A 24,502-nucleotide genomic window follows, 5' to 3' on the forward strand; every position below is an offset into this window, starting at 1 on the left:
GATGTCTCGCATGGGGTTCATCGACGTCAACGGCGTCTCCTTCTCGCTGCCCGACGGCCGGCCGCTGCTGGTCGATCTCGCGTTCCGCGTCGTCGACGGCCGCACGACGGCGCTCATCGGGGCGAACGGGGCCGGCAAGTCGACGCTGCTGCGCATCATCCGCGGCGACCTGCGCCCCGACGAGGGCAGCGTGCAGGTCGACGGCGGACTCGGGGTCATGGATCAGTTCGTCGGGCGCACCGCGTCGGAGCCCGAGGGCGAGGCGACCGTCGCGAGCCTGCTCGTCTCGGTCGCGCCGACGAGGATCAGGGCGGCGGCGGTCGAGCTCGAGGCGTCGGAGCAGGCGCTCATCGAGACGGACGACACGGCGAACCAGATGCGGTATGCGACCGCGCTCGCCGAGTACGCCGAGGCCGGCGGCTACGAGCAGGAGGTCGTGTGGGACCACTGCACGTCGGCGGCGCTCGGCGTTCCGTTCGAGCGGGCGAGGTGGCGCGGCCTGTCCACGCTCTCGGGCGGCGAGCAGAAGCGGCTCGCCCTCGAGGCCCTGCTGCGCGGCCCCGAGCAGGTGCTCCTGCTCGACGAGCCCGACAACTCGCTCGACGTGCCCGGCAAGCGATGGCTCGAGGCGGCGCTCCGCGCGACGCCCAAGACGGTGCTGCTCGTGTCGCACGACCGGGAGCTGCTCGCGCGCGCGGCCGACCGCATCGTCACGCTCGAGGCGAGCCCGGCCGGCAGCACCGCGTGGGTGCACGGCGGCGGCTTCGAGGGGTACCACGCGGCGCGCGAGGAGCGCTTCGCGCGGCTCGACGAGCTGCGGCGCCGCTGGGACGAGCAGCATCAGGCGCTGAAGACGCTCGTGAACACCCTCAAGGTCAAGGCGACGTACAACGACGGCATGGCCTCTCGGTACCAGGCCGCGATCACGCGGCTCGAGCGGTTCGAGGAGGCGGGCCCGCCCGAGGAGCGGCCACCGGCTCAGGCGGTGTCGATGCGGCTCCGTGGGTCGCGCACGGGCAAGCGCTCGGTCGTGTGCGAGGGGCTCGAGCTCAGCGGGCTCATGAAGCCCTTCGACCTCGAGGTCTGGTACGGCGACCGGGTGGCCGTGCTCGGGTCGAACGGCTCGGGCAAGTCGCACTTCCTGCGGCTCCTTGCGGGCGGGGGCACCGATCCCGATCGCACCCTCGGCCACGTCACGACCGTGGGGGAGTCGTTGTCCCGCGTCCCGCACGAGGGGCGCGCCGTGCTGGGCGCCCGGGTCGTGCCCGGCTGGTTCGCGCAGAACCACGAGCACGTCGAGTTCCGCGGCCGCACGCTGCTCGACATCCTGCATCGCGGCGACGCCGACCGAGACGGCATGGCCAGGGAGGCGGCGAGCTCGGCGCTCGACCGCTACGGGCTCGCGGGCGCGGCGCTGCAGCGGTTCGACGACCTGTCGGGCGGCCAGCAGGCGCGGCTGCAGATCCTGCTGCTCGAGCTCAGCGGGGCGACCCTGCTGCTGCTCGACGAGCCGACCGACAATCTCGACCTCGTCTCGGCCGAGGCGCTCGAGGACGCGCTCTCGCGCTTCGACGGCACGGTGCTGGCCGTCACCCACGACCGGTGGTTCACGAGGAGCTTCGACCGGTTCGTCGTGTTCCGCTCCGACGGTCGGGTCGTCGAGTCCGACGCGCCCGTCTGGGACGAGTCGCGGGTGGAACGGGTGCGCTGACGCGGTTCGGTAGGCTGTCAAGGTGACTCAGGAGATCGAGATCGGCCGTTCCAAGCGGGGCCGTCGCGTCTACGCGTTCGACGACATCGCCATCGTGCCCAGCAGGCGCACCCGCGACCCCGAAGACGTCTCGGTGGGGTGGTCGATCGACGCGTACCAGTTCGACATCCCGTTCCTGGCGGCGCCGATGGACTCCGTCGTGTCGCCGAAGACGGCGATCATGATGGGCCAGCTCGGCGGTCTCGGCGTGCTCGACCTCGAGGGCCTCTGGACCCGGTACGAAGACCCCGAGCCCGTGCTCGCCGAGATCCGCAACCTCGCGCCCGAGCAGGCGACGGCCCGCATGCAGCAGCTGTACTCCGAGCCGATCAAGCCCGAACTCGTCACCGAGCGCCTCGCCGAGATCCGGGCCGCGGGCGTCACCGTCGCCGGCGCGCTCTCGCCGCAGCGCACGCAGGAGCTGTACGGCACGGTCGTCGCCGCGGGCGTCGACCTCTTCGTGATCCGCGGCACCACGGTCTCGGCCGAGCACGTGTCGAAGAACCAGGAGCCGCTGAACCTCAAGCGCTTCATCTACGAGCTCGACGTGCCCGTCATCGTCGGCGGCGCCTCGACCTACACGGCCGCCCTGCACCTCATGCGCACCGGCGCCGCGGGCGTGCTCGTCGGCTTCGGCGGCGGCGCCGCGTCGACCACCCGGGCGACCCTCGGCATCCACGCGCCCATGGCCACGGCCGTGGCGGATGTCGCGGGCGCACGTCGCGACTACCTCGACGAGTCGGGCGGGCGATACGTGCACGTCATCGCCGACGGCGGGCTCGGCACCTCGGGCGACATCGTCAAGGCCATCGCGTGCGGCGCCGACGCCGTCATGCTCGGCGCCGCGCTCGCACGTGCGACCGACGCACCCGGCGGCGGTTTCCACTGGGGCGCCGAGGCGCACCACGCCAAGCTGCCGCGCGGCCGCCGGGTCGAGGTCGGCCAGGTCGCCGCGCTCGAGGAGGTGCTCTACGGACCGGCCCCGGCCGCCGACGGCAGCGCCAACCTCGTGGGCGCGCTGCGTCGCTCGATGGCGACGACGGGGTACTCCGACCTCAAGGAGTTCCAGCGCGTCGAGGTCGTCGTCGCGCCGTACCAGTCGTTCTGATCCGCGCACGCCGCGCTCGTTCGCGCGGGGTTCGACCGGATCCCGCGGTTCCCGCCTGATCCGGGCTCCGCTCGGGTAGCGTTGAACTCGGATCACGCGGTCGCCGTCTGCGATCGCGAGGATGGGGACGACGATGGCGACACAGAAGTCGGAAGCGGCGGGCACCGGGCGTTCGGCGGCGAAGACCGCACCGAGGGCCGGGGCGAAGGCGGCGAGCACGGGCGCGAAGGCGGATGCCGCGGCATCCGTCGCCCGATCGACGAAGCTCGGCCCCGATGAACGCGATGCCGCGATCGCGCGGCTGAAAGAGAAGGAGCTCGACATCCTCGTCGTCGGCGGCGGCATCGTCGGCACGGGTGCCGCGCTCGACGCCGTGACGCGAGGCCTGTCGACCGGGCTGCTCGAGGCGCGCGACTGGGCCTCGGGCACGTCGAGCCGGTCGTCGAAGCTCGTGCACGGCGGCATCCGGTATCTGGAACAGCTCGACTTCCGGCTCGTGCGCGAGGCGCTCATCGAACGCGGACTGCTGCTGCAGCGCATCGCGCCGCACCTGGTCAAGCCGGTTCGGTTCCTGTACCCGCTGAAGCAGCGCTTCTTCGAGCGCGTCTACATCGGCGCGGGCATGCTGCTGTACGACATCTTCAGCTACACGGGCGGGCGCCCTCCGGGTGTGCCGCACCACCGGCACCTCTCCAAGCGCCAGGTCATGCGCGCGATCCCGTCGCTGTCGAACGACGCGCTCGTCGGCGGGCTCACGTACTACGACGCGCAGGTCGACGACGCCCGCTACGTGGCATCCCTCGCCCGCACCGCGTCCTCCTACGGCGCCCACGTGGCGTCGCGGGTCAAGGTCGAGGGCTTCATCAAGGTCGGCGAGCGTGTGGTGGGCGTGAAGGCCCACGACCTGCAGACCGACGAGCACTTCGAGATCCGCGCGAAACAGGTCGTGAACGCCACGGGCGTCTGGACCGACGACACCCAGCGCATGGTGGGCGAGCGCGGCACGTTCAAGGTGCGGGCCTCGAAGGGCATCCACCTCGTGGTGCCCCGCGACCGCATCCAGTCGGCGATGGGCATGATCTTCCGCACCGAGAAGAGCGTGCTCTTCGTGATCCCGTGGGGCCGGCACTGGCTCATCGGCACGACCGACACCGACTGGAACCTCGACAAGGCGCACCCCGCGGCGACGGCCGCCGACATCGACTACGTGCTCGAACACGTGAACGCGGTGCTGGCGATTCCGCTCACCCGCGAAGACGTCGAGGGCGTGTTCGCCGGGCTGCGGCCGCTGCTCGCCGGCGAGAGCGACCAGACCTCGAAGCTGTCGCGCGAGCACGTCGTCGCGCACACGGTCCCCGGACTCGTCGTCGTCGCGGGCGGCAAGTGGACCACCTACCGCATCATGGCGATGGACGCCATCGACGCGGCGGCCGACGCGCTCGACGGCCGGGTGCCGAAGTCGACGACGCAGGACATCGCGCTCCTCGGTGCCGAGGGCTACCAGGCGGCGTGGAACAAGCGCGCCAAGATCGCGCGCGCGTTCGACGTGCACAAGGTGCGCATCGAACACCTGCTGAACCGGTACGGCACCCTGACCGACGAACTGCTCGACCTCATCCGCTCCGATCCGTCGCTCGGCGAGCCCCTGCCCGGGGCCGACGACTACCTCGCCGCCGAGGTCGTGTACGCGGCCTCCCACGAGGGCGCGCTGCACCTGGACGACGTGCTCGCGCGGCGCACGCGCATCTCGATCGAGGCGTGGGACCGCGGCGTTTCGGCGGCGCCGGTCGCGGCGAGGCTCATGGGCGGCGTGCTCGGCTGGGACGCCGCGCGCGAGGCGCTCGAGGTCGAGCGGTACCTGGAGCGCGTGGCCGCCGAGCGGGAGTCGCAACTCCAGCCCGACGACGAGTCGGCCGACCGCGTTCGCCTCGGAGCCCCCGACATCGTGAAGATGGACTGACCCGGCTCGCACGCTCACCCCGTCGAGGAGCCGGCGCCGTGAATCGGCGCCGGCTCGTCGACGTAGACTTGAGGGCATGCCCGACGCCATCCGAACCGCCCGCGCGCGAGGCATCGGGGCCTGATGCTGCAGATGATGCTGCGCCCGCGATGGGTGCTCGCGCTCCTCTTCGCCCTCGCGGTGGCGGCCGCGTTCGCGCTGCTCGGGCAGTGGCAGATCGAGCGCGCGGTCGAGCAGTCGACGACCGTCGAGCGACCGACCGAAGAGGTGCTGCCGTTCGGCGACCTCGTGCAGCCCGACGCGCCGACCGAGCAGGTCGCGACCGCCCAGCGCGTCGAGGTGCACGGCACGTTCGTGCCGGGCGACACGGTGCTCGTCGAGGGGCGGCTGAACGACGGCGTCGCCGGCTACTGGGCGGTCGCCCATCTCGAGGTGACGGATGCCTCGCCCGGCGGCCTGCCCGTCGCCCTCGGCTGGGCCGCCGACCGTGAGACCGCGCAGGCCGCGGCCGACGCGTTCGACGCCGCGGCCGACGGGGCGGAGGTCTCGGTCGTCGGACGGTTCCTGCCGAGCGAGGCGCCGGTCGCGCCAGATGAAGACGGCGACCCGTTCGCGATGACGACCGTGGCCGTCGCCCAGCTCATCAACGTCTGGGCCGACTACGACGACCGGCCCGTGTACTTCGGCTACGTCACGACGACCGATGCCGCGCCAGGGCTCGAGCCGATCGTCTCGCCGGCGCCCGAGCACAGCTTCGAGCTCAATTGGCTCAACGTCTTCTACGCCGTCGAGTGGGTCGTGTTCGCGGGCTTCGCGGTCTACCTCTGGTACCGCCTGGTGCGCGACGCCGTCGAGCGCGAGCAGCAGGAGGCGGAGGAGGCGGCCGCGGCTGCGGCAGGCGGCGCAGCTTCGCCGTCGGGCGGTGCGTCCGACGGTGCGCCTGCCGGTGCGCCGGGCGGCCCCTCGGGCGGCCCGCGCGGCGCGTGATCTCCCGGCATCCACTCGGATTCCGGCCACGTAGACTGGTGGCATGCCCCTCGAGCCCAAACTCGCCGATCTGCCGCGCATTCGCGGGGCGCTGAAGCTCTACGCCGTCACGTCGGTCATCACCGGCGTGATGCTGCTCCTGCTCTGCGCCGAGATGATCCTGAAGTACGTCTTCCACTACGAGCTCTTCGGGTTCGGTCCGGCCGGCTTCCTCTCGTTCGCCCCGGTCGTCGAGACCCCCGCGGGTCTCGTCTCCACCGGCGAAGGCGTCAACCTCTCGACGGGCATCCTCATCGCCCACGGCTGGTTCTACGTGCTCTACCTCTTCGGCGACTTCCGGCTCTGGAGCCTCATGCGCTGGCCGTTCTCGCAGTTCCTGCTCATCGCGCTCGGCGGCATCATCCCGTTCCTCTCCTTCTTCCTCGAGGGGCGCATCGCGCGCCAGGTGAACGCGTACCTCGCCGAGCGCGAGGCCCGTGAGGCCGCATCGCAGACCCCCGACCTCGCATCCGACGCCGATCCCGTGGAGGCCAAGCCGTGACCGATCAGCCCACCGAGCAGCGCCCCGTGCTCGTCGTCGACTTCGGCGCGCAGTACGCGCAGCTGATCGCACGACGCGTGCGCGAGGCATCCGTCTACTCCGAGATCGTGCCGCACACGATCACGGCCGAAGAGGTTCGTGAGAAGAACCCGATCGGCATCGTGCTCTCGGGCGGGCCGTCCTCGGTCTACGAGCCCGGTGCGCCGTCGCTCGACGAGGGCATCCTCCGCCTCGGCGTGCCGACCCTCGGCATCTGCTACGGCTTCCAGGTCATGGCGCAGCAGCTCGGCGGCGAGGTCGCGCACACCGGCCACCGCGAGTACGGCGCCACCGAGACCACGGTGCGCACCGACGACGACAACGCGCTGCTCGGCGGCCAGCCCGACCACCAGGTCACATGGATGAGCCACGGCGACTCGGTCGCGATCGCGCCCGAGGGGTTCCAGGTGCTCGCGTCGACGGCGACCACGCCCGTCGCGGCGTTCGCGAACGACGAGCAGGGGCTCTACGGCGTGCAGTGGCACCCCGAGGTCAAGCACTCCGAGTACGGCCAGGACGTCATCGAGAACTTCCTGCACCGTGCGGCGGGCATCCCCGCCGACTGGAACTCGGGCAACGTCATCGCCGAGCAGGTCGCCCGCATCCGCGAGCAGGTCGGCAGCGGCCGTGTCATCGCCGGGCTCTCGGGCGGCGTCGACTCCGCCGTCGCGGCCGCGATCGTGCACGAGGCCGTCGGCGACCAGCTCGTCTGCGTGTTCGTCGACCACGGGCTGCTCCGCAAAGACGAGCGCCGCCAGGTCGAGGTCGACTACGTCGCCGCCACCGGCATCCGCCTGGTCACGGTCGACGCGGCCGACACGTTCCTCGACGCGCTCACCGGTGTCAGCGACCCAGAGACGAAGCGCAAGATCATCGGCCGCGAGTTCATCCGCGCGTTCGAGTCCGCCGAGCGCGACCTCGTCGCCGAGGCCGAGTCCGACGGGCAGCCGATCCGGTTCCTCGTGCAGGGCACGCTCTACCCCGACGTCGTCGAGTCCGGCGGCGGCACCGGCACGGCCAACATCAAGAGCCACCACAACGTCGGCGGCCTGCCCGAAGACCTCCAGTTCGAGCTCGTCGAGCCCCTGCGCACCCTCTTCAAAGACGAGGTGCGGGCCATCGGCCGCGAGCTCGGCCTGCCTGAAGAGATCGTCGGACGACAGCCGTTTCCGGGGCCAGGCCTCGGCATCCGCATCGTGGGCGAGGTCACCCGTGATCGTCTCGCTCTGCTCCGCGAGGCCGACGCGATCGCGCGCGAAGAGCTGAGCGCGGCGGGCCTCGACCAGCAGATCTGGCAGTGCCCCGTCGTGCTCCTCGCCGATGTGCGCTCGGTGGGCGTGCAGGGCGACGGCCGCACCTACGGGCACCCGATCGTGCTCCGCCCGGTGAGCTCCGAAGACGCCATGACCGCCGACTGGACCCGCCTGCCGTACGACGTGCTCGCGAAGATCTCCAACCGCATCACCAACGAGGTGCCCGAGGTCAACCGCGTCGTGCTCGACGTCACGTCGAAGCCGCCGGGAACCATCGAGTGGGAGTGATCGCGCCCTGACGCGACTCGAACGGCCGCCCTCGGGCGGCCGTTCGTCGTTCACGCGGCATTCCGGTCCGGGCTCCTGACATTCGACACGGATGACGGCAGGATGGGCAGGGTGAAGGTCGTCGAGAATGTCAAGGTCACCGTCGTCGGAGCCGGAAGCGTGGGCACGAGCCTCGCCTACGCCACGCTCATCAGGGGAGCCGCGAGCGAGGTCGTGCTCTACGACATCGCCCGCGAGAAGGTCGAGGCCGAGGTGCTCGACCTCGCGCACGGCACCCAGTTCACCGGCGCGAGCGTGAGCGGCGGCGCCGATCTCGCCGTCGTCGAGGGCTCCAACGTCGTGGTCATCACGGCCGGCGCCAAGCAGCAGCCGGGGCAGACGCGCCTCGACCTCGCGGGCACGAACGTGCGCATCCTCGAGAGCCTGCTGCCCGACCTGCTCGAGCGGGCGCCCGACGCGATCTACGTGCTCGTCACGAACCCCGTCGACGTCATGACGGTCGCCGCCCAGCGCATCTCGGGACTGCCCGCCAACCGCATCTTCGGGTCGGGAACGGTGCTCGACACCTCGCGCCTGCGCTGGCTGCTCGCCAAGCGCGCGGGCGTCTCCACGTCGAGCGTGCACGCGGCGATCGTCGGCGAGCACGGCGACACCGAGTTCCCGCTCTGGTCGCAGGCCGGCATCGGCCCTGTGCCGATTCTCGACTGGCGCGGCGGCGAGCCGTTCACCCTCTCCGAGCTCGACGAGATCGCCGACGAGGTGCGCAACGCCGCGTACACGGTCATCAAGGGCAAGGGAGCCACGAACTACGCCATCGGACTCGCCGGAGCACGCATCGTCGAGGCGATCGTGGGCGACGAGCGCGCGGTGCTGCCCGTCAGCACGGTGCTGAGCGGCATCCGAGGCCTCGACGGCATCGCCCTGTCGCTGCCGAGCATTGTCGGCGGCGAGGGGGCGTTCCCCATCGCCGAGGCGCCGATGTCCGACGACGAAGCCGAACTGCTCGCGACCTCGGCCGAAACGATCCGCGGCTCCCTGGCGTCGCTCGGATTCTGACGCCGCCACGGAATCGAGGCAGCGGGGCGGATGTCGCGTGGTCGCGGCATCCGCCCCGCTGTCGTCTCTGCGCCGCTGACACGACGAACGGGGCCGCCCGAAGGCGACCCCGTTCGTTCGTGCGAGCCGAGTGCTAGTCGCGTGCGATCGCGATGAAGCGCAGGATCTCGAGGTACAGCCAGATGACGGTGACCATGATGCCGAAGGCGCCGGTCCAGCCGTACTTCTTGGGGGCGCGGTTGCGCACGCCCTGCTGGATGAGGTCGAAGTCGAGCACGAGCGAGTAGGCCGCCATGATGATGACGAGCACGCCGATGACGAGGCCGAGCGGGATGCCGAAGATCTCTGCGCCGCGAAGGCCCCACGGGTCGTCGTTGACGCCGGTCCACATGAGGATCATGTTGATGAGCGAGAAGACAAGGTACCCGACCATGGCGATGAGGAAGACCTTGGTCGCCTTCTTCGAGGCGCGGATCTTGCCGCTCGCGAAGAGCGCGAGCGTCACGCCGAACACCACGAGGGTGCCGATGACGGCCTGGGCCACGATGCCCGAGTACATGCCCTCGTAGATCTGCGAGATGCCGCCGATGAAGATGCCCTGCGCGCCCGCGTACGCGAGGATGAGGGCCGGCGACGGCTCCTTCTTGAAGATGTTGACGAGGGCCAGCACGAATCCGACGATCGAGGCGATCCAGAACAGCGCCGGCATGACGGGGGTCATGACCCAGCCGATCGCGGCACCCACGAGCAGGACGGCGAAGGCGCCGACCGTCTTGGAGATCGTGTTCTCGACCGTCATGACCTCGCGGTCGGGCAGCGTCGCGGGCTGGTTGTACATCTCGTGCAGCTCCTGCGCTGACACGTTCTGCGCAACGGCCTGGGCTCCCTGCGAGGAGAATGCGGAGTTCCGCGAGAAGGCGGGGTTGTCGAGAGCCATGGGTGTTCCTCTGCTTTCGGCTGTCGTCGGTGCGGGGGAAGGTGGACGGATGCTGGATCCGGTGCAACATCCAATCTATCCGGTGAAATCCGTGATGATGCCGTGAATGGGCGCGGATTTCCGCCGTCGCCGCCCGCACCGACGGTTACGCTGAGGCGCATGACGGACGAATCCATGCCGAATCCGCTCGTCATCGGCCATCGGGGCGCGTCGGGGTACCGTCCGGAGCACACCCGCTCGGCCTACGAACTCGCGTTCGCGCTCGGCGCGGACGCGGTCGAGCCCGACCTCGTCGCGACCCGCGACGGCGTGCTGGTGCTGCGGCACGAGAACGAGATCTCGGGAACGACGGATGTCGCGTCCCGGCCCGAGTTCGCCGCACGGCGCACCACTCGGGAGATCGACGGCGCCCCGCTGACGGGCTGGTTCACCGAGGACTTCACCTGGGCGGAGCTGTCGACCCTGCGAGCCAGGGAACGGCTCGGCGCGCTCCGCCACGCGAGCGCGAGCTTCGACGGACGCTACCCGGTGATCCGGTTGCGCGAGCTCTTCGAACTCGTCGACCGTGCCGCCGACGACGCCGGGCGCGTGCTCCGCATGGTCGCCGAGTTCAAGCACGCGTCGTACTTCGCGGGAATCGGGCTGCCCCTCGACGAGCTCTTCGCGGCCGAGCTCGAGGCCGCCGGATGGGGCGACGGCGGCGACCGCCTCGTGATGGAGGCGTTCGAGCCGACCGTGCTCGACGAGCTCGGGGCGCGCGGCATCCGCGGTGCTCGCGTACTGCTGATCGAGGGGTCGGGCGCGCCCGCCGATCTCATCCGCTCGGCCGGTTCGGCGGCGCCTTCCTACGACGCCTTCGTGACGCGCGAGGGCCTGCGCTCGCTCGCGGGCCGCTTCGACGGCGTCAGCGTCGGCGTGGCGCGGCTCCTCGAGGGCTCCGGTGCGGATGCCGCTGCGCCCGGCCCGCTCGCCGGTCGCGCGCTCGTCGACACCGCCCACGATGCCGGACTCGGCGTGTTCACCTGGACGCTCCGGCCCGAGAACCGGTTCCTGCCGGCCGCGTACCGACGCGGCAAGGGCAAGGCCGCGTGGGGCGACTGGCTCGGCGCGTTCGGCGCGGTGCTCGCGACGGGCGTCGACGGGATCTTCGTCGATCACCCCGACCTCGGGGTCGAGGCTCGGGCGCTCGCCGCGGGCCGGGGCTGACGCAGACGACGGATGCCGCGGCGGGAGAAGCCTCCCGGCCGCGGCATCCGTCGTTCGAGGCGTGCGCCTACTTCACCTGGTCGCTGATCGTCTGCATGATCGAGGTGTCGGCGAGCGTCGTCGTGTCGCCGATGTCGCGGCCCTCGGCGAGGTCGCGCAGGAGGCGGCGCATGATCTTGCCCGAGCGCGTCTTCGGCAGCTCGTTCACGATGAACACCTGCCGGGGGCGCGCGATGGCGCCGATCTGGGTCGCGACGTGCTTGCGCAGCTCGTCGCTCGCCGCCGCGAGATCGGTGACCCGCTCAGCCTGGCTCGCCTTGAGGATCACGAACGCGACGACGGCCTGCCCCGTGGTCTCGTCGGCCGCGCCGACGACGGCGGCCTCGGCCGTCCAGGGGTGGGCGACGAGGGAGGACTCGATCTCGGCGGTCGAGAGGCGGTGCCCCGAGACGTTCATGACGTCGTCGACACGGCCGAGCAGCCAGATGTCGCCGTCTTCGTCGCGGCGGGCGCCGTCGCCGGCGAAGTACTTGTCGCCGAACTTCTCCCAGTACGTCTCCTTGAAGCGTTCTGGGTCGCCCCAGATGCCGCGGAGCATCGAGGGCCAGGGCTCCGTCACGACGAGCAGCCCGCCGTCGACGCCCTCGACGGGCGTGCCGTCGTCGCTCAGGATGTCGATCGAGACGCCCGGGATCGCGACCTGGGCGCTGCCCGGCTTGAGGTCGGTGATGCCCGGCAGCGCCGAGATCATGATCGCGCCGGTCTCGGTCTGCCACCAGGTGTCGACCACCGGGATGGAGCCGCCGCCGATGACGTGGCGGTACCAGATCCAGGCCTCGGGGTTGATCGGCTCGCCGACCGAGCCGAGCAGGCGGAGGGAGCGCAGGTTGAACGCCTGCGGGATGTGGCGCCCGGCCTTCATGAACGAGCGGATGGCCGTCGGTGCCGTGTAGAAGATGGAGACCCGGTACTTCTCGATGATCTCCCACCAGCGACCGGGGTGCGGGGTGTCGGGGGTGCCCTCGTAGAGCACCTGCGTCGCACCGTTCGCGAGCGGGCCGTACACGACGTACGAGTGCCCGGTGATCCAGCCGATGTCGGCGGTGCACCAGTAGACGTCGGTCTCGGGGTGCAGGTCGAACACGTTCTTGTGCGTGAACGCGGCTTGCGTGAGGTATCCGCCGCTCGTGTGCAGGATGCCCTTCGGCTTTCCGGTCGTGCCCGAGGTGTAGAGGATGAACAGCGGGTGCTCGGCCTCGAAGCTCTCGGCCTCGTGCTCGTTCGACGCGGCGCCGACGGTGTCGTGCCACCAGAGGTCGCGGTCGTTCCAGGCGACCTCGTTCTCGCCGCGGCGCACGACGAGCACGTTCTTGACCGAGCCCGCGACCGACTTGCCGATGGCCTCGTCGACGACGGGCTTCAGCGGGAACACCTTGCCCTTGCGGTACCCGCCGTCGGCGGTGATGACGAGGGATGCCTCGGCGTCGTCGATGCGCGAGGCGAGGCTGTCGGCGCTGAACCCGCCGAACACGACCGAGTGGATCGCGCCGATGCGGGCGACGGCCAGCATCGAGACCACGGCCTCGGGGATCATCGGCAGGTAGATGGCGACGCGGTCGCCCGAGCCGACGCCGAGCTCGGTGAGCACGTTCGCGGCGCGCTTGACCTCGTCGGTCAGCTCGGCGTAGGTGATGTCGCGGGTGTCGCCGGGCTCGCCGACCCAGTGCAGGGCGACGCGGTCGCCGTTGCCGGCCTCGACGTGGCGGTCGAGGCAGTTGACGGCGACGTTGAGCTCGCCGTCTTCGAACCACTTCGCGAAGGGCGGGTTCGACCAGTCGAGGGTCTTCGTGAACGGCTTCTCCCACTGGAGGAGCTCTCGGGACTGGTCGGCCCAGAAGCCGAGCCGGTCGGCCTGCGCAGCCTCGGCGAGGCCGGCGTCGGCGACGGCGTTGGCGGCGAACTCGGGGCTCGGGCGGAATCGCCTGATCTCCTCGAGCGCGTGATCGATCTGAACGGTCATGGTTCTTCAGTCGCTCCTTCGCGATACGGATCATCGGTGGGTCGCCTGCCCCAAGAAGCACCCTACCTCCCACGTGGAGCGGGTTTCGCACGGTGTCGGAGACTCGGTGCGTCGGCCCCTTCCCTTGGCGCGATTCCACCATTACTGTGCCTTTGCGCAGAGAAATCTGTATGTCCGCACAAATGAGGACAAAAAGTACTTGCGTTGGCATCGTCAGGCCGTATGCTGAGTACCGCCCAGACATCGTTCTGCGGCCTGCAGCACTCGCGATTCCCCCCAATCCTTGTGCTGCCGAGGCGGCACCTGTTCCCCCCAATGGGTGCCGCCCCCTTTCGTTAAGGGAGCCGTCCGCGGGCGGCGCTGAGAGAAACGAGTCCTCCTCCACAACGGTGTGGAGGAGGCTCTTTCCATTTCCGGGCCCGATCGGATGCCGCGGGGCCCCCGCCGTTCGTACCGTCGACGCATGCCCGTTCCCTACGTCGCCTCGCCCTCGTGGCTGGCCCCGCTCGATGCGCGTGATCAGCCGTTCGCGGCCTCGGCGTTCGCTCCGCCGACGCTCGGGCCGCCGTTGCCGGGGCTGCCGCTCCTCGAGTCTTCGACGCGTCGTCCGTCAGACGAGGGGGCGACGGTTCCCGCGCAGGCGGGGCCGCCGCACGCGCCGGCACCGAGTGCCGGGCCTCTGCACGCGGCGGCCCCGAGAACCGTGCCTCCGCAGGCGGCGGCGGCCGGGCCGATCGTCGCGCCCGTCGCCGCCCGCCTCGAGCCCCACGAACTCGACGCTCTCGGACCGCTCGCACCGTTCGCGGCATCCGCCGACGTCACCGACCTCTTCGTCAACGGCGCCGCCGGGCTGTGGGTCGACCGCGGCCGCGGCGCCGAGCATCGGCCAGAGTGGGTCGCCGAGGAGTCGGTCGTCCGCGCCCTCGCGGTGCGGTTGATCGCGAAGGGCGGGCGGCACATCGACGAGGCGACGCCGGCCGTCGACGTGCGCCTCGGTCGCGGCATCCGCATCCACGCCGTGCTCCCGCCCCTCGCGGCCGAGGGAACCCTGCTCTCCGTCCGGATCCCGCGGCCGGGCGGGTTCACCCTCGATTCGCTCGTGCGCGCCGAGGCGATCGACGCAGAGGGGGCGCGGATCCTGCGAGAAGCGGTCGCCTCGCGGAAGAACCTGCTCGTCACCGGCGCGGGCGGCACCGGCAAGACGACCCTCCTCGCCGCGCTGTTGGCCGAGGCCCCGCCGCACGAGCGCATCGTCGTGATCGAGGACGTCGCCGAGCTGCAGATCGCGCATCCGCACGTGGCCAGCCTCGAGGCCCGGCAGGCCAACATCGAGGGCACCGGGCGGGTCGGGCTCGACGCGCTCCTGCGCGAGGCGCTGCGCATGCGGCCCGACCGGCTCGTCGTCGGCGAGTGCCGCGGCGCCGAACTGCGCGAGCTGCTGTCGGCGTTGAACACGGGCCACGACGGCGGTGCCGGAACCCTGCACGCGAATTCCCTCGGCGACGTCGCGGCCCGGCTCGAGGCGCTCGGCTCGGTCGCGGGCATGCCGCCCGCCGCCGTCGCGCGGCAGGCGGCGAGCGCGTTCGACCTCGTCGTGCATCTCGAACGCGTCGACGGCCGTCGCCGCGTCGCGGGAATCGGTCGGTTGCGGCTCGACGGCGAGGCGCTCGCCGTCGAGGCTTTGGGCACGGGGGAGACGGCGCGATGATCGCCCGGCTCCGCACGCGCCTGCCGTTCCTCCGGCCGCGACCCGACGATGCGGCCGAGGTCGACGAGGTCGCCGCCGTCGTCGAGCGACTGGCCGTGCTCCTCTCGGCCGGCGTCCCGTCGGCCACGGCCTGGCGGTATCTGTCGGAGGCCGGCGGCTCGAACATGCTCGCGGCCGCGGCATCCGCAGCCGGGCGCGGGGAGCCGATCGCGCTCGCCCTCGACGAGGCGATCCGCGCCCAGGGGCCTTCGGCGCCGTCGGACGGGCGCGAGGCGCGCGAGGCGCGCGGGCCCGCCGGTCGGCGTGAACGTGCCGGGGGTTGGGCCGTGCTCGCCGCGGCCTGGGCGGTCGCGAGCGAGTCCGGGGCGCCGCTCACCACGAGCCTGCGCGAACTCGGGGCGGCGCTCCGCGACGAGGCGCAGTTGCGCCGCGAGATCCGCACCTCGCTCGCCGGCCCCACCGCCAGCGCTCGCATGGTGCTCGCGCTGCCGCTCGTCGCGCTCGCATTCGGCTCCGTGCTCGGATTCGACACGGCCACGGTGCTGCTCGGCAACCCTGTGGGCCTGATCTGCCTCGTGCTGGGGGTCGCGTTCCTCGTGGTCGCGCGCCGTTGGAGCCGTTCCCTCGCCGCCCGAGCCGCGGCGTTCGACGACGGCGCCGGACTCGAGCTCGAGCTCCTCGCGATCGCGATGGCGGGCGGGGCGTCCGTCGAGCGGGCGCGCCGATGCGTCGTCGACGCGCTCGCCGCGCAACGCATCCCGGTCAGGGGCGAAGGCGCCGTCGTCGAGACGGTGGCGCTGGCCGAACGCGCCGGGGCGCCGCTCGTCGACCTTCTTCGGGCGGAGGCGCGTCGGCTGCGGCGCATCGCCCGCACCGAAGCCGCGACGAGAGGGGCTGCGCTCGGCGTGCGGCTCATGCTCCCGCTCGGCGTGTGCGTGCTGCCGGCCTTCGTGCTGCTCGGCGTCGCACCGCTCCTCATCTCCGTCGTCACGGGCACCCTCGGCGGTGCCGCGTGAACGACGCCAAGACGTGCCACCCAGACGCCGGCGAGCCGGCCCCACCGGAAGGAACCGTTCCATGTCCATCACCACCTGTCGCACCGCCCCGGAACCCGTCGACGGGACTGCGCCGACCGGCGGCCCCGAGCCCGTCGCAAGCGCCGGACGCGCCTTGCGCGGCCGCGGCCGATCGCACCGGATGCGAGGACTGCGAGCGATGCTCGCCGTCGAGCGCGGCGCGGCCACGGCCGAGTACGCGGTCGCCACGATGGCCGCGGTCGGCTTCGCCGGCCTGCTCGTCGTCATCCTGCGCGGAGAGGAGGTGCGCGGCATCCTCACCGACCTCGTGCGCAACGCGCTCACCGTCGGCTGACCGCGATCGCGGCAGCGTGACGGCCGAATTCGCCGTCGCGCTGCCCGCGATCATGCTCGTGCTCGCCATCTGCCTCGGGGCCGTGCACCTCGTCAGCCTCGAGGTGCGCCTGACCGACGCCGCAGCCGCGGCAGCCCGGGCGCTCGGCCGGGGCGAGACCGTCGACGAGGCATCCCGCATCGCCGCGCGCATCGCCGGGCCCTCGTCGTTCGCCGCATCGGACGACGGCGACTTCGCGTGCGTCACGCTGGGGGCTTCGGGCGGCGGACTGCTCGCCCCCGTGCGGCTCAGCAGCGGTTCGTGCGCGATGTCCGGCGGACGATGATGGGCTCGGTCCCCGTCGAGCCGGGGCGCCCCGGCCGAACTCGTCGGTCCTCCGACGAACGTGGCGCGGCGAGCGTCGTCGCGGTGGGCCTGCTCGCGGCCGTAGTGCTGCTGACCACGCTCACGCTCGGCATCGTGTCGTCGTATGTCGATGCCCGGCGGGCGGCGGCAGCAGCCGACGCGGCGGCGCTCGCCGCGGCCGACACCCTCTCCGGCGCGGTCGTCGGGGTTCCGTGCGAAGCCGCCGAGCGCGTCGCCGCCCGCAACGGGGCGCGACTGGTCGTCTGTTCGGTCGACGGGCCGGTCAGCGAGGTCTCGGTCGCCGTGCGCGGCCGCGTGCCGGGGGTCGAACCCGTGGCATCCGCCCGAGCCGGACCGCCGGGCACCGGCCGGTGAACCGGACGGTGAATCGGACGGCGGATCGACGTCTAACGGCGGCCGTCGGGCGCGTCAGCGGCGCCCGGGGCGGATCACTCGAAGACGGTCTCGATGAAGCGGTACTCGACCGCCGTGGGGCGGTCGTCGTCGTCGGCGCTGAACTCGAGTCCGGCGCCTCGGCTATAGATGTAGTGCTTGCCCTGCTCGACGTTGAGTTCGAGCCTCGGCTGGGGGTCGCCCGAATCGAGGAAGGCGGTCGCGACCGTCTTGCCCTCGAGCGGACCGTCGATCAGCTTGGCGGTGTAGGTGCTCGTGGAAGAGGTGTCCATGAGGATGATTCTCCTCCGCTCCGGGCGGAATGCAAGGGGTTGCGAAGCGTGTTCCCGCGGGCCGTGCGTCGCGTCGCGACGGTCGGCGAATCGGTGCGCTCCCGGCTGAACTGTGTATGGTGTGGCTTGTCGGGAGCATTCGGTCTCCCGGCGGCACACCGCTCGGGGGCGCGGTCCGCGTGCGATCTCCATCACGGAATACAGAGGAGTCTGGTGTCAGGCGCGAAGAAACTGGTCATCGTCGAGTCTCCGACCAAGATGAAGTCGATCGCCCAATACCTGGGCGACGGCTACGAGGTGCTCTCGTCGGTCGGTCACATCCGAGACCTCGTCGAGCCGAAGAACCTGCCGGCCGAGCTGAAGAAGGGCGGGCTCGGCAAGTTCTCCGTCGACGTCGACAACGGCTTCGAGCCCTACTACGTCGTCTCGGACTCGAAGAAGAAGACCGTCGCCGAACTCAAGCGGGCGCTGAAGAACGCCGACGAACTCCTGCTCGCAACCGATGAGGACCGCGAGGGCGAGGCCATCGCGTGGCACCTGCTGCAGGAACTGAAGCCGAAGATCCCCGTGCGCCGCATGGTCTTCCACGAGATCACCAAAGACGCGATCCAGCGCGCGAAGGACAACACCCGCGAGCTCGACACCGCGCTCGTCGACGCCCAGGAGACGCGCCGCATCCTCGACCGTCTCTACGGCTACGAGGTCTCGCCCGTGCTCTGGCGCAAGGTCGGACCCGGCCTCTCCGCCGGCCGCGTGCAGTCCGCCGCGACCCGGCTCGTCGTCGACCGCGAACGCGAGCGCCTCGCGTTCGTCTCCGCCGAGTACTGGGACCTCCTGGGGCGCTTCGCGCCCGCGGCATCCGCCTCGGGTTTCGACGCGAAGATCGTGCGACTCGGCGGTGAGCGCATCGCCGCCGGCCGCGACTTCGACGACCTCGGCAAGCTGAAGTCGAAGGCGGCCGTGCTCGACGAGCCGACCGCGCTCGCGCTCGCCGAGGCGCTGCGCGCACCGGGCGTGCGCACCGTCGTCTCCAAGCTCGAGCAGAAGCCGTGGACCCGCCGCCCCGCGGCGCCGTTCACCACGTCGACGCTGCAGCAGGAGGCCGGGCGCAAGCTGCGCCTCTCCGCACGCGACACCATGCGGGTCGCGCAGTCGCTCTACGAGAACGGCTACATCACCTATATGCGCACCGACTCGGTCTCGCTCTCGAAGCAGGCGATCGACGCGGCCCGCGCGCAGGCGACCGCGCTGTACGGGGCGGACTCGATCCCGTCGGCACCCCGTGTGTACACCGGCAAGTCGAAGAACGCGCAGGAGGCGCACGAGGCCATCCGCCCATCGGGCGAGGTCTTCCGCACGCCGTCCGAGCTCGCGAGCGTGCTCCGCGGCAGCGAGTTCAAGCTGTACGACCTCATCTGGAAGCGCACCGTCGCGTCGCAGATGGCCGACGCGAAGGGCCAGACGGCCACCGTCACGATCGAGGTCGGCCCCACGGCATCCGATGCCGCTGCTCCCGAGACGGCGACCGCCGTCATCACCGACACGATCGCCGAATTCACCGCGAGCGGCACCGTGATCACCTTCCCGGGCTTCCGTGCCGCCTATGAAGAGGGACGCGACGAGGAGCGCAACGCCGAAGACGCGTCGGGCGAGGCCAAGCTGCCGCCGCTGAAGGAGGGGCAGGAGATCTCCCTCGAGCACGTCGAGGCCAAGGGCCACGAGACCAGCCCGCTGCCGCGATACACCGAGGCGAGCCTCGTCAAGCGCCTCGAAGAGCTGGGCATCGGCCGCCCGTCGACGTTCGCGTCGATCATCTCGACGATCATCGACCGCGGCTACGTCACGCAGCGCGGCCAGGCCCTCGTGCCCAGCTGGATCGCCTTCTCGGTGGTTCGCCTGCTCGAGGAGCACTTCGCCGACCTCGTCCAGTACGACTTCACCGCCGAGATGGAGGACGACCTCGACCGCATCGCCTCGGGCGAGGCCGACCGGGTCGACTGGCTGAACGGGTTCTACTTCGGCAGCGACACGCACCGGGGCCTGCGTCAGGTCGTCGACAACCTGGGCGACATCGACGCCCGCGAGATCAACTCGATCCGCATCACCGACGGCATCACCCTGCGCATCGGCAAGTACGGCCCGTACCTCGAGACGGTCGACCCGGATGCCGCGGCCGACGCGACCCCGCGTCGGGTGAATCTCCCGCTCGATCTCGCGCCCGACGAGCTCACGCCGGCCAAGGCGCAGGAACTCGTCGACGCGCCCGTGCAGACCGACCGCGTGCTCGGCACCAACCCCGCCAACGGCAAGGAGATCGTGGTGAAGGACGGCCGGTTCGGTCCGTACGTCACCGAGCTCGAGCCGGCCCCCGAAGCGGATGCCGCGACCGTCGACCCCGCGACCGGCGAGGTCGTCGACGCCCCGAAGCCCAAGCGCGGCGCCAAGAAGCCCGCGGCGGTCAAGCCCCGCACGGCGTCGCTCTTCAAGAGCATGCAGATCGAGGAGGTCGACCTCGAGACCGCGCTGAAGCTCCTCGACCTGCCGCGCGTCGTCGGCCTCGACCCCGAGTCGGGCGAGGAGATCACCGCGCAGAACGGCCGGTACGGCCCCTACCTGAAGAAGGCGGCCGAGACCCGCACCCTGCCGAGCGAGGACGCGATCTTCGACCTCGACCTCGCCGGTGCGCTCGAACTCCTCGCCCAGCCGAAGTACGGTGCGCGCCGCGCGTCGAGCGCGCTGAAGGAGTTCGCGGAAGACCCGGTGAGCGGCAAGCCCATCAAGGTCAAGGACGGCCGGTTCGGCCCGTACGTCACCGACGGCACCACGAACGCCACGATCCCGCGTTCGGAGTCGGTCGAGGAGATCACCTTCGAGCGCGCCGTCGAACTGCTGCAGATCAAGCGCGACAAGGGACCGGCCGCGCCGCGGGCGAAGAAGGCGCCCGCCGCCAAGAAGCCCGCCGCGAAGAAGCCCGCCGCCAAGAAGGCCGCCCCGAAGACCACCGCGGCGGCCAAGGCGTCGACCACGTCGGCCGCGAAGAAGCCCGCGGTCCGAAAGGCGCCGACGAAGCCGAGCGACGCGTGAGCCGCGGCGTCTTCATCACCCTCGAGGGCGGTGACGGCACCGGCAAGACCACCCAGTCCGAACTGCTCGAGTCCTGGCTCGTCGCGCAGGGCCGCGCGGTCGTGCGCACCCGCGAGCCCGGCGGCACCGACGTCGGCGTCGAGGTGCGCGAGATCGTGCTCCACCACCGCGGCGACATCGCCCCGCGCGCCGAGGCCCTGCTCTACGCGGCCGACCGCGCGCATCACGTCGCCACGCTCGTGCGCCCGGCGCTCGAGCGCGGCGACGTCGTCATCCAGGATCGCTACATCGACTCGTCGGTCGCCTATCAGGGTGCCGGACGGGTGCTCGACCCCGAGGCCGTGCGCGGGCTCTCCGAGTGGGCGACCGAGGGGCTGCTGCCCGACCTCACCGTGCTGCTCGACCTCGACGCGGCGTCGGCCCGGGAGCGGCTCGACGGAGCGCGGACGCGGTACGACCGGCTCGAGGCCGAGGCATCCGAATTCCACGACCGGGTCCGCTCGGCGTACTTGGCGCTCGCCGCCGCGGAGCCCGAGCGCTTCCTCGTCGTCGACGCGGCGCAGCCCGTCGAAGCCATCGCCGAGGCGGTGCGCGCGCGCGTCTCGACGCTGCTCTGACCGTGCGCTCGGCCGCGGCGTCGTCGGTGTCGGCGCCGAAGGGTAGCGTGGTGCCGTGAGCGTGTGGAGCGAGTTGACGGGTCAGGATGCCGCGATCGCGGTGTTCCGCGCGGCCGCCGAGTCGGCGGGCGGCGCGAGCCGCGAGGCATCCGCAGATCAGGTCGGCGGCTCGCAGCAGATGACGCACTCCTGGCTCATCACCGGGCCCCCGGGGTCGGGGCGTTCGAACCTGGCGTACGCGTTCGCCGTGGCGCTCATCTCCGGCCGGCCCGACGGCGACGACACGACCCGCATCCAGGTCGAGGCACGCAGCCATCCAGACCTGCACGTGCTCGCGACCGAGGGCGTCATCATCAAGCGCGACGACGTGCGCGAGATCGTGAAGCGGTCGCACTACGCGCCGTCGATCGGGCGGCACCGCGTGATCATCGTCGAAGACGCCGATCGCATGACCGAGCAGACGTCGAACTTCCTGCTGAAGGAGCTCGAGGAGCCGCCGGAGCGCACCGTCTGGATCCTGTGCGCGCCGAGCGAGGCCGACCTCATCCCCACCATCCGTTCGCGGGTTCGCTCCGTGCGGCTGCTCATGCCGAGCGTCGCCGACGTCGCCGCCCTCCTCGTGCGGCGCGACGGCATCGATCCCGACCTCGCCGAGCGCTGCGCCCGCGAGGCGCAGAGCCACATCGGCATGGCGCACCGGCTCGCCACGAGCGACGAGGCCCGCCGGCGGCGCGCCGAGACGCTGCGGCTCGCGCTCGAGGTGCGATCGGCCGCCACCGCGGTCTCGACCGCGGCGCGCTACCTCGAGATCGCGGGCGATGACGCGAAGGCGATCACCGCGCTCCGCGACGCCGAAGAACGCGAGCACGCCCTGCACTCGCTCGGCATCGCCCCGGGGCAGGCCGTGCCGTCGGCGCTGCGCCCGCAGATCAAGGCGCTCGAAGACGACCAGAAGCGCCGCGCCACCCGCAGCCTGCGCGACGGCATCGATCGCATCCTCGTCGACCTCGCGACCCTCTACCGCGACGTGCTGCTGCTGCAGCTCGACGCCGAGGTCGAGCTCGTCAACCGCGAGATGATCGACGCGTTGCGTGGCGCCGCGGCATCCGCTGCTCCGGCGCGAACCCTCGCGACGCTCGATGCGATCCAAGAGGCGCGCGAACGCATCGAGGGCAACGTGGCACCGGCGCTCGCGCTCGAGGCCATGCTCGTCTCCGCGATCCGACGCCCCGATTCCGAACGAGGAGCCGCATGACCGACTCATCCACTCGCGTCTCGCGACGGGGTTCCGAGGGCCGGATGCCGCGGGCCGGCGTCCGTGCCGCCGCGATCGCCGCCTCGCTCTCGGTGCTGCTCGCGCTCACCGCGTGCGTGCCCGCCTTCCTGCAGCCGCAGAAGGCGGAGTCGACGCCCACCGGGGAGCAGGTCGACGCCGAGCTCGAGCCGTTCTACGGCCAGGTGCTCGCCTGGCAAGGGTGCGGCGACGGGCTCGAATGCACCACGGCCACCGCGCCGCTCGACTGGAGCGACCCGTCGGCCGGCGAGATCGACCTCGCGCTCGTGCGGCACCGCGCCACGGGCGAGCGCCTCGGGTCGCTGCTCGTGAACCCGGGCGGCCCGGGCGGCTCGGGCTACGACTTCATCGCCGACTCGCTCGACTACGCCGTCGGCGAGCCGCTGCAGCAGCATTTCGACGTCGTCGGGTTCGACCCCCGCGGCGTCGGCAGGTCCTCTGCGGTCGCCTGCTACGACCCGGCCGACATGGACTCGTTCCTGTTCGACATCGTGCCGGGCGAGCGCGGCAGCGACGAGTGGATCCAGAACACCCTGCAGGTCAAGACCGACTTCGGCGCCGCGTGCGGCGAGGGCACCGGCGACCTGCTCGGCGAGATCGACACGCAGAGCGCCGCCCGCGACCTCGACATGCTGCGCGCGGCCCTCGGCGACGACGCGCTCAACTACCTCGGCTACTCGTACGGCACGTTCCTCGGCGCGACCTACGCGGGCCTGTTCCCCGATCGCGTCGGCCGCCTCGTGCTCGACGGCGCCATCGACCCCGCCGCGAAAGAAGAGGACGTCTCGCGCGAGCAGGCCGTCGGCTTCGAGTCCGCCATGCGCGCATATCTCGCCGACTGCCTCGCGGGCGCCGACTGCCCGTTCAGCGGCACCGTCGACGAGTCGATGGACGAGATCAGCCGGCTTCTCGCCTCGGTCGACGCGAGTCCCATCCGGGGCAGCGACGGCCGCGAGGTCGGCGCCGACACGCTCGTCACGGCCATCGTGTACCCGCTCTACAGCGCCGACTCGTGGCCGTACCTCAGCCAGATGTTCGACGCGGTCATGCTCGGCGATGCCGACGCCGCACTCTCGTTCGCCGACGGGTACTACGGGCGCAACCCCGACGGCACCTACAGCGACAACTCGACCGAATCGTTCCTCGCCATCAACTGCCTCGACTACGCCTACCAGTCCGACGTGGCCGTCATGCGAGAGAAGGCCGCGAGCATCGCGGCCGCAGCGCCCGTCATCGGGCCGTACTTCTCGTACGGCGACCTCGGGTGCATCCAGTGGCCGGTCGCGTCGACCGCCGAGCGCGCGCCGATCCACGCCGAGGGAGCCGCGCCCATCGTCGTCATCGGCACCACGAACGACCCGGCGACGCCGTACACGTGGGCGGTCTCGCTCGCCGACCAGCTCGACAGCGGCGTGCTCGTCACCTACGAGGGCGAGGGCCACACCGCTTACAACAAGTCGAACGACTGCGTCGGCGACGCGGTCGAGGCGTACTTCGTCGACGGCACGGTGCCCGCCGACGGGCTGACCTGCTGAGGGTGGTCATCAACGCCTCCGAGATCCGGTAACATGGTCTCTCGTGCCGATCGGTGCTCTCGAGCCTCGATCGAATGCACGCCGCCTTAGCTCAGTCGGCAGAGCGTCTCACTCGTAATGAGAAGGTCGTGGGTTCGATTCCCACAGGCGGCTCCATCTTCTGGACCAGTCCGCGGATCTCGCCCCCTCGTAGAGGGAGAAGAGATTCATGTGGTCGGCGCTTATCGCTTGAGAGCCGTGTCCGACGACTCGTGTACGAGTCGGCTCGACTTGCCGAATACTCCAAAGCGCTGGCCAAAAGTAACAAACGCAAGTTGCTCGCCTTTGCGGGCGCTGTCGGCGATATTGGGGGTTATGCAAGGCTTGCTACGGTGGTGTTTGCGAGGGTCTTCCCCGCGTTGCGCCTGTCGCAGACGTAGCGGCAGCGGGCGCCGGGCTCGTCTCCGCCGGAGCCAGCTGCATGGCGGATTGGAACACACGAAGCTGCATGATTGGTGCACCACTTACAGTTGCATCCCTGGGGCTCGGGAATAGCTTCTCCGATTCGGGAAAGCATGTCGCGACGGGGGCTGTGTCTGTCAGCGGCGTCGTGATGCGCCCCGGGTTCGGTGGAGGCTCTGATCTCACGGAGGATGAGAGTCATGGCAACACCCAAGAAGTATCCGGACGAGCTGCGTGAGCGCGCGACCCGGCTGGCAGTCGAAGCCCGGCAAGACC

At 71.2% G+C, this 24,502-nt stretch carries 20 protein-coding genes and 1 tRNA gene; 18 read left to right on the forward strand and 3 right to left on the reverse strand.

Annotated features, from left to right (window positions below):
* Window positions 1-10: 10 nt before the first annotated feature.
* The 7 genes from GQQ92_RS14380 to GQQ92_RS14410 all read left to right on the forward strand — a co-directional run bounded on the left by GQQ92_RS14380 (window position 11) and on the right by GQQ92_RS14410 (window position 8,982).
* Window positions 11-1,711, forward strand: coding sequence for an ABC-F family ATP-binding cassette domain-containing protein (locus GQQ92_RS14380; protein WP_156999994.1), 1,701 nt, complete (start codon window positions 11-13; stop codon window positions 1,709-1,711).
* 22 nt (window positions 1,712-1,733) lie between these two features.
* Complete coding sequence (locus GQQ92_RS14385) at window positions 1,734-2,858, forward strand: GuaB3 family IMP dehydrogenase-related protein (protein WP_156999995.1); 1,125 nt, start codon at window positions 1,734-1,736, stop codon at window positions 2,856-2,858.
* A gap of 133 nt (window positions 2,859-2,991) precedes the next feature.
* Complete coding sequence (locus GQQ92_RS14390) at window positions 2,992-4,818, forward strand: glycerol-3-phosphate dehydrogenase/oxidase (RefSeq protein ID WP_156999996.1); 1,827 nt, start codon at window positions 2,992-2,994, stop codon at window positions 4,816-4,818.
* 123 nt (window positions 4,819-4,941) lie between these two features.
* The gene (locus GQQ92_RS14395; protein WP_156999997.1) at window positions 4,942-5,805 is read left to right on the forward strand and encodes an SURF1 family cytochrome oxidase biogenesis protein; all 864 of its coding nucleotides are present in this window, start codon (window positions 4,942-4,944) and stop codon (window positions 5,803-5,805) included.
* A 43-nt stretch (window positions 5,806-5,848) separates the two neighbouring features.
* On the forward strand, window positions 5,849-6,346 hold the full coding sequence (locus tag GQQ92_RS14400) for a DUF3817 domain-containing protein (RefSeq protein WP_156999998.1): 498 nt from the start codon (window positions 5,849-5,851) through the stop codon (window positions 6,344-6,346).
* Window positions 6,343-7,926, forward strand: a complete 1,584-nt coding sequence (gene guaA, locus GQQ92_RS14405) for a glutamine-hydrolyzing GMP synthase (RefSeq protein WP_156999999.1) — start codon at window positions 6,343-6,345, stop codon at window positions 7,924-7,926. Before GQQ92_RS14400 ends, guaA begins: the two co-directional genes overlap by 4 nt.
* Window positions 7,927-8,037: 111 nt before the next feature.
* Window positions 8,038-8,982 (forward strand): L-lactate dehydrogenase, encoded by a 945-nt coding sequence (locus tag GQQ92_RS14410; RefSeq protein WP_157000000.1) that lies wholly within the window; start codon window positions 8,038-8,040, stop codon window positions 8,980-8,982.
* A gap of 133 nt (window positions 8,983-9,115) precedes the next feature.
* Here the strand turns inward: GQQ92_RS14410 and GQQ92_RS14415 are convergent, their stop codons facing one another.
* Window positions 9,116-9,919, reverse strand: coding sequence for a Bax inhibitor-1/YccA family protein (locus GQQ92_RS14415; protein WP_157000001.1), 804 nt, complete (start codon window positions 9,917-9,919; stop codon window positions 9,116-9,118).
* A 159-nt stretch (window positions 9,920-10,078) separates the two neighbouring features.
* Here GQQ92_RS14415 and GQQ92_RS14420 point away from each other — a divergent pair, with 159 nt between their 5' ends.
* Window positions 10,079-11,125, forward strand: a complete 1,047-nt coding sequence (locus GQQ92_RS14420; protein WP_232057708.1) for a glycerophosphodiester phosphodiesterase family protein — start codon at window positions 10,079-10,081, stop codon at window positions 11,123-11,125.
* Window positions 11,126-11,192: 67 nt separating this feature from the next.
* Here the strand turns inward: GQQ92_RS14420 and acs are convergent, their stop codons facing one another.
* Window positions 11,193-13,145, reverse strand: coding sequence for an acetate--CoA ligase (acs, locus tag GQQ92_RS14425; protein WP_157000002.1), 1,953 nt, complete (start codon window positions 13,143-13,145; stop codon window positions 11,193-11,195).
* Window positions 13,146-13,848: 703 nt separating this feature from the next.
* Here acs and GQQ92_RS14430 point away from each other — a divergent pair.
* From GQQ92_RS14430 to GQQ92_RS14450, 5 genes are all read left to right on the forward strand, one after another.
* Window positions 13,849-14,853 (forward strand): TadA family conjugal transfer-associated ATPase, encoded by a 1,005-nt coding sequence (locus tag GQQ92_RS14430; RefSeq protein WP_232057709.1) that lies wholly within the window; start codon window positions 13,849-13,851, stop codon window positions 14,851-14,853.
* Window positions 14,850-15,869, forward strand: a complete 1,020-nt coding sequence (locus GQQ92_RS14435; RefSeq protein WP_157000004.1) for a type II secretion system F family protein — start codon at window positions 14,850-14,852, stop codon at window positions 15,867-15,869. Before GQQ92_RS14430 ends, GQQ92_RS14435 begins: the two co-directional genes overlap by 4 nt.
* Window positions 15,870-15,930: 61 nt before the next feature.
* Entirely contained in the window at window positions 15,931-16,224 is a 294-nt protein-coding gene (locus GQQ92_RS16995; RefSeq protein WP_372493390.1) for a DUF4244 domain-containing protein, read from the forward strand.
* A gap of 16 nt (window positions 16,225-16,240) precedes the next feature.
* Complete coding sequence (locus GQQ92_RS14445) at window positions 16,241-16,549, forward strand: TadE family type IV pilus minor pilin (protein WP_157000006.1); 309 nt, start codon at window positions 16,241-16,243, stop codon at window positions 16,547-16,549.
* Window positions 16,549-16,944 (forward strand): Rv3654c family TadE-like protein, encoded by a 396-nt coding sequence (locus tag GQQ92_RS14450; protein ID WP_157000007.1) that lies wholly within the window; start codon window positions 16,549-16,551, stop codon window positions 16,942-16,944. The genes GQQ92_RS14445 and GQQ92_RS14450 overlap by 1 nt, the downstream gene beginning before the upstream one ends.
* 74 nt (window positions 16,945-17,018) lie before the next feature.
* On the opposite strand, the gene GQQ92_RS14455 is transcribed toward GQQ92_RS14450, so the two are convergent.
* Window positions 17,019-17,255, reverse strand: coding sequence for a ubiquitin family protein (locus GQQ92_RS14455; protein ID WP_157000008.1), 237 nt, complete (start codon window positions 17,253-17,255; stop codon window positions 17,019-17,021).
* A 213-nt stretch (window positions 17,256-17,468) separates the two neighbouring features.
* Here GQQ92_RS14455 and topA point away from each other — a divergent pair, with 213 nt between their 5' ends.
* From topA to GQQ92_RS14480, 5 genes are all read left to right on the forward strand, one after another.
* Window positions 17,469-20,339: a type I DNA topoisomerase gene (topA, locus tag GQQ92_RS14460; protein ID WP_157000009.1), complete on the forward strand. Its 2,871-nt coding sequence runs from the start codon at window positions 17,469-17,471 to the stop codon at window positions 20,337-20,339.
* Window positions 20,336-20,956 carry a dTMP kinase gene (gene tmk, locus GQQ92_RS14465; RefSeq protein ID WP_157000010.1) on the forward strand — a complete coding sequence of 207 codons (621 nt, stop codon included), beginning with the start codon at window positions 20,336-20,338 and terminating at the stop codon, window positions 20,954-20,956. Before topA ends, tmk begins: the two co-directional genes overlap by 4 nt.
* 55 nt (window positions 20,957-21,011) lie before the next feature.
* Entirely contained in the window at window positions 21,012-22,211 is a 1,200-nt protein-coding gene (locus GQQ92_RS14470; RefSeq protein WP_157000011.1) for a DNA polymerase III subunit delta', read from the forward strand.
* Window positions 22,208-23,785 carry an alpha/beta hydrolase gene (locus GQQ92_RS14475; RefSeq protein ID WP_157000012.1) on the forward strand — a complete coding sequence of 526 codons (1,578 nt, stop codon included), beginning with the start codon at window positions 22,208-22,210 and terminating at the stop codon, window positions 23,783-23,785. The genes GQQ92_RS14470 and GQQ92_RS14475 overlap by 4 nt, the downstream gene beginning before the upstream one ends.
* 80 nt (window positions 23,786-23,865) lie before the next feature.
* Window positions 23,866-23,941, forward strand: a tRNA-Thr gene (locus GQQ92_RS14480).
* Window positions 23,942-24,502 lie beyond the last annotated feature (561 nt).

Origin of the sequence: Agromyces terreus (assembly GCF_009749465.1) — a bacterium.
In the GTDB taxonomy this organism is placed as follows: domain Bacteria; phylum Actinomycetota; class Actinomycetes; order Actinomycetales; family Microbacteriaceae; genus Agromyces; species Agromyces terreus.

Excerpts from the sequence above, each read along its gene's own strand:
- GQQ92_RS14380 (WP_156999994.1), top strand. The coding sequence starts at position 11 with ATGGGGTTCATCGACGTCAACGGCGTCTCCTTCTCGCTGCCCGACGGC.
- GQQ92_RS14450 (WP_157000007.1), top strand. The coding sequence starts at position 16,549 with ATGGGCTCGGTCCCCGTCGAGCCGGGGCGCCCCGGCCGAACTCGTCGG.
- acs (WP_157000002.1), bottom strand. The coding sequence starts at position 13,145 with ATGACCGTTCAGATCGATCACGCGCTCGAGGAGATCAGGCGATTCCGC.
- GQQ92_RS16995 (WP_372493390.1), top strand. The coding sequence starts at position 15,931 with ATGTCCATCACCACCTGTCGCACCGCCCCGGAACCCGTCGACGGGACT.
- GQQ92_RS14455 (WP_157000008.1), bottom strand. The coding sequence starts at position 17,255 with ATGGACACCTCTTCCACGAGCACCTACACCGCCAAGCTGATCGACGGT.
- GQQ92_RS14395 (WP_156999997.1), top strand. The coding sequence starts at position 4,942 with ATGCTGCAGATGATGCTGCGCCCGCGATGGGTGCTCGCGCTCCTCTTC.
- GQQ92_RS14400 (WP_156999998.1), top strand. The coding sequence starts at position 5,849 with ATGCCCCTCGAGCCCAAACTCGCCGATCTGCCGCGCATTCGCGGGGCG.
- GQQ92_RS14415 (WP_157000001.1), bottom strand. The coding sequence starts at position 9,919 with ATGGCTCTCGACAACCCCGCCTTCTCGCGGAACTCCGCATTCTCCTCG.
- GQQ92_RS14475 (WP_157000012.1), top strand. The coding sequence starts at position 22,208 with ATGACCGACTCATCCACTCGCGTCTCGCGACGGGGTTCCGAGGGCCGG.
- GQQ92_RS14435 (WP_157000004.1), top strand. The coding sequence starts at position 14,850 with ATGATCGCCCGGCTCCGCACGCGCCTGCCGTTCCTCCGGCCGCGACCC.
- GQQ92_RS14420 (WP_232057708.1), top strand. The coding sequence starts at position 10,079 with ATGACGGACGAATCCATGCCGAATCCGCTCGTCATCGGCCATCGGGGC.
- GQQ92_RS14390 (WP_156999996.1), top strand. The coding sequence starts at position 2,992 with ATGGCGACACAGAAGTCGGAAGCGGCGGGCACCGGGCGTTCGGCGGCG.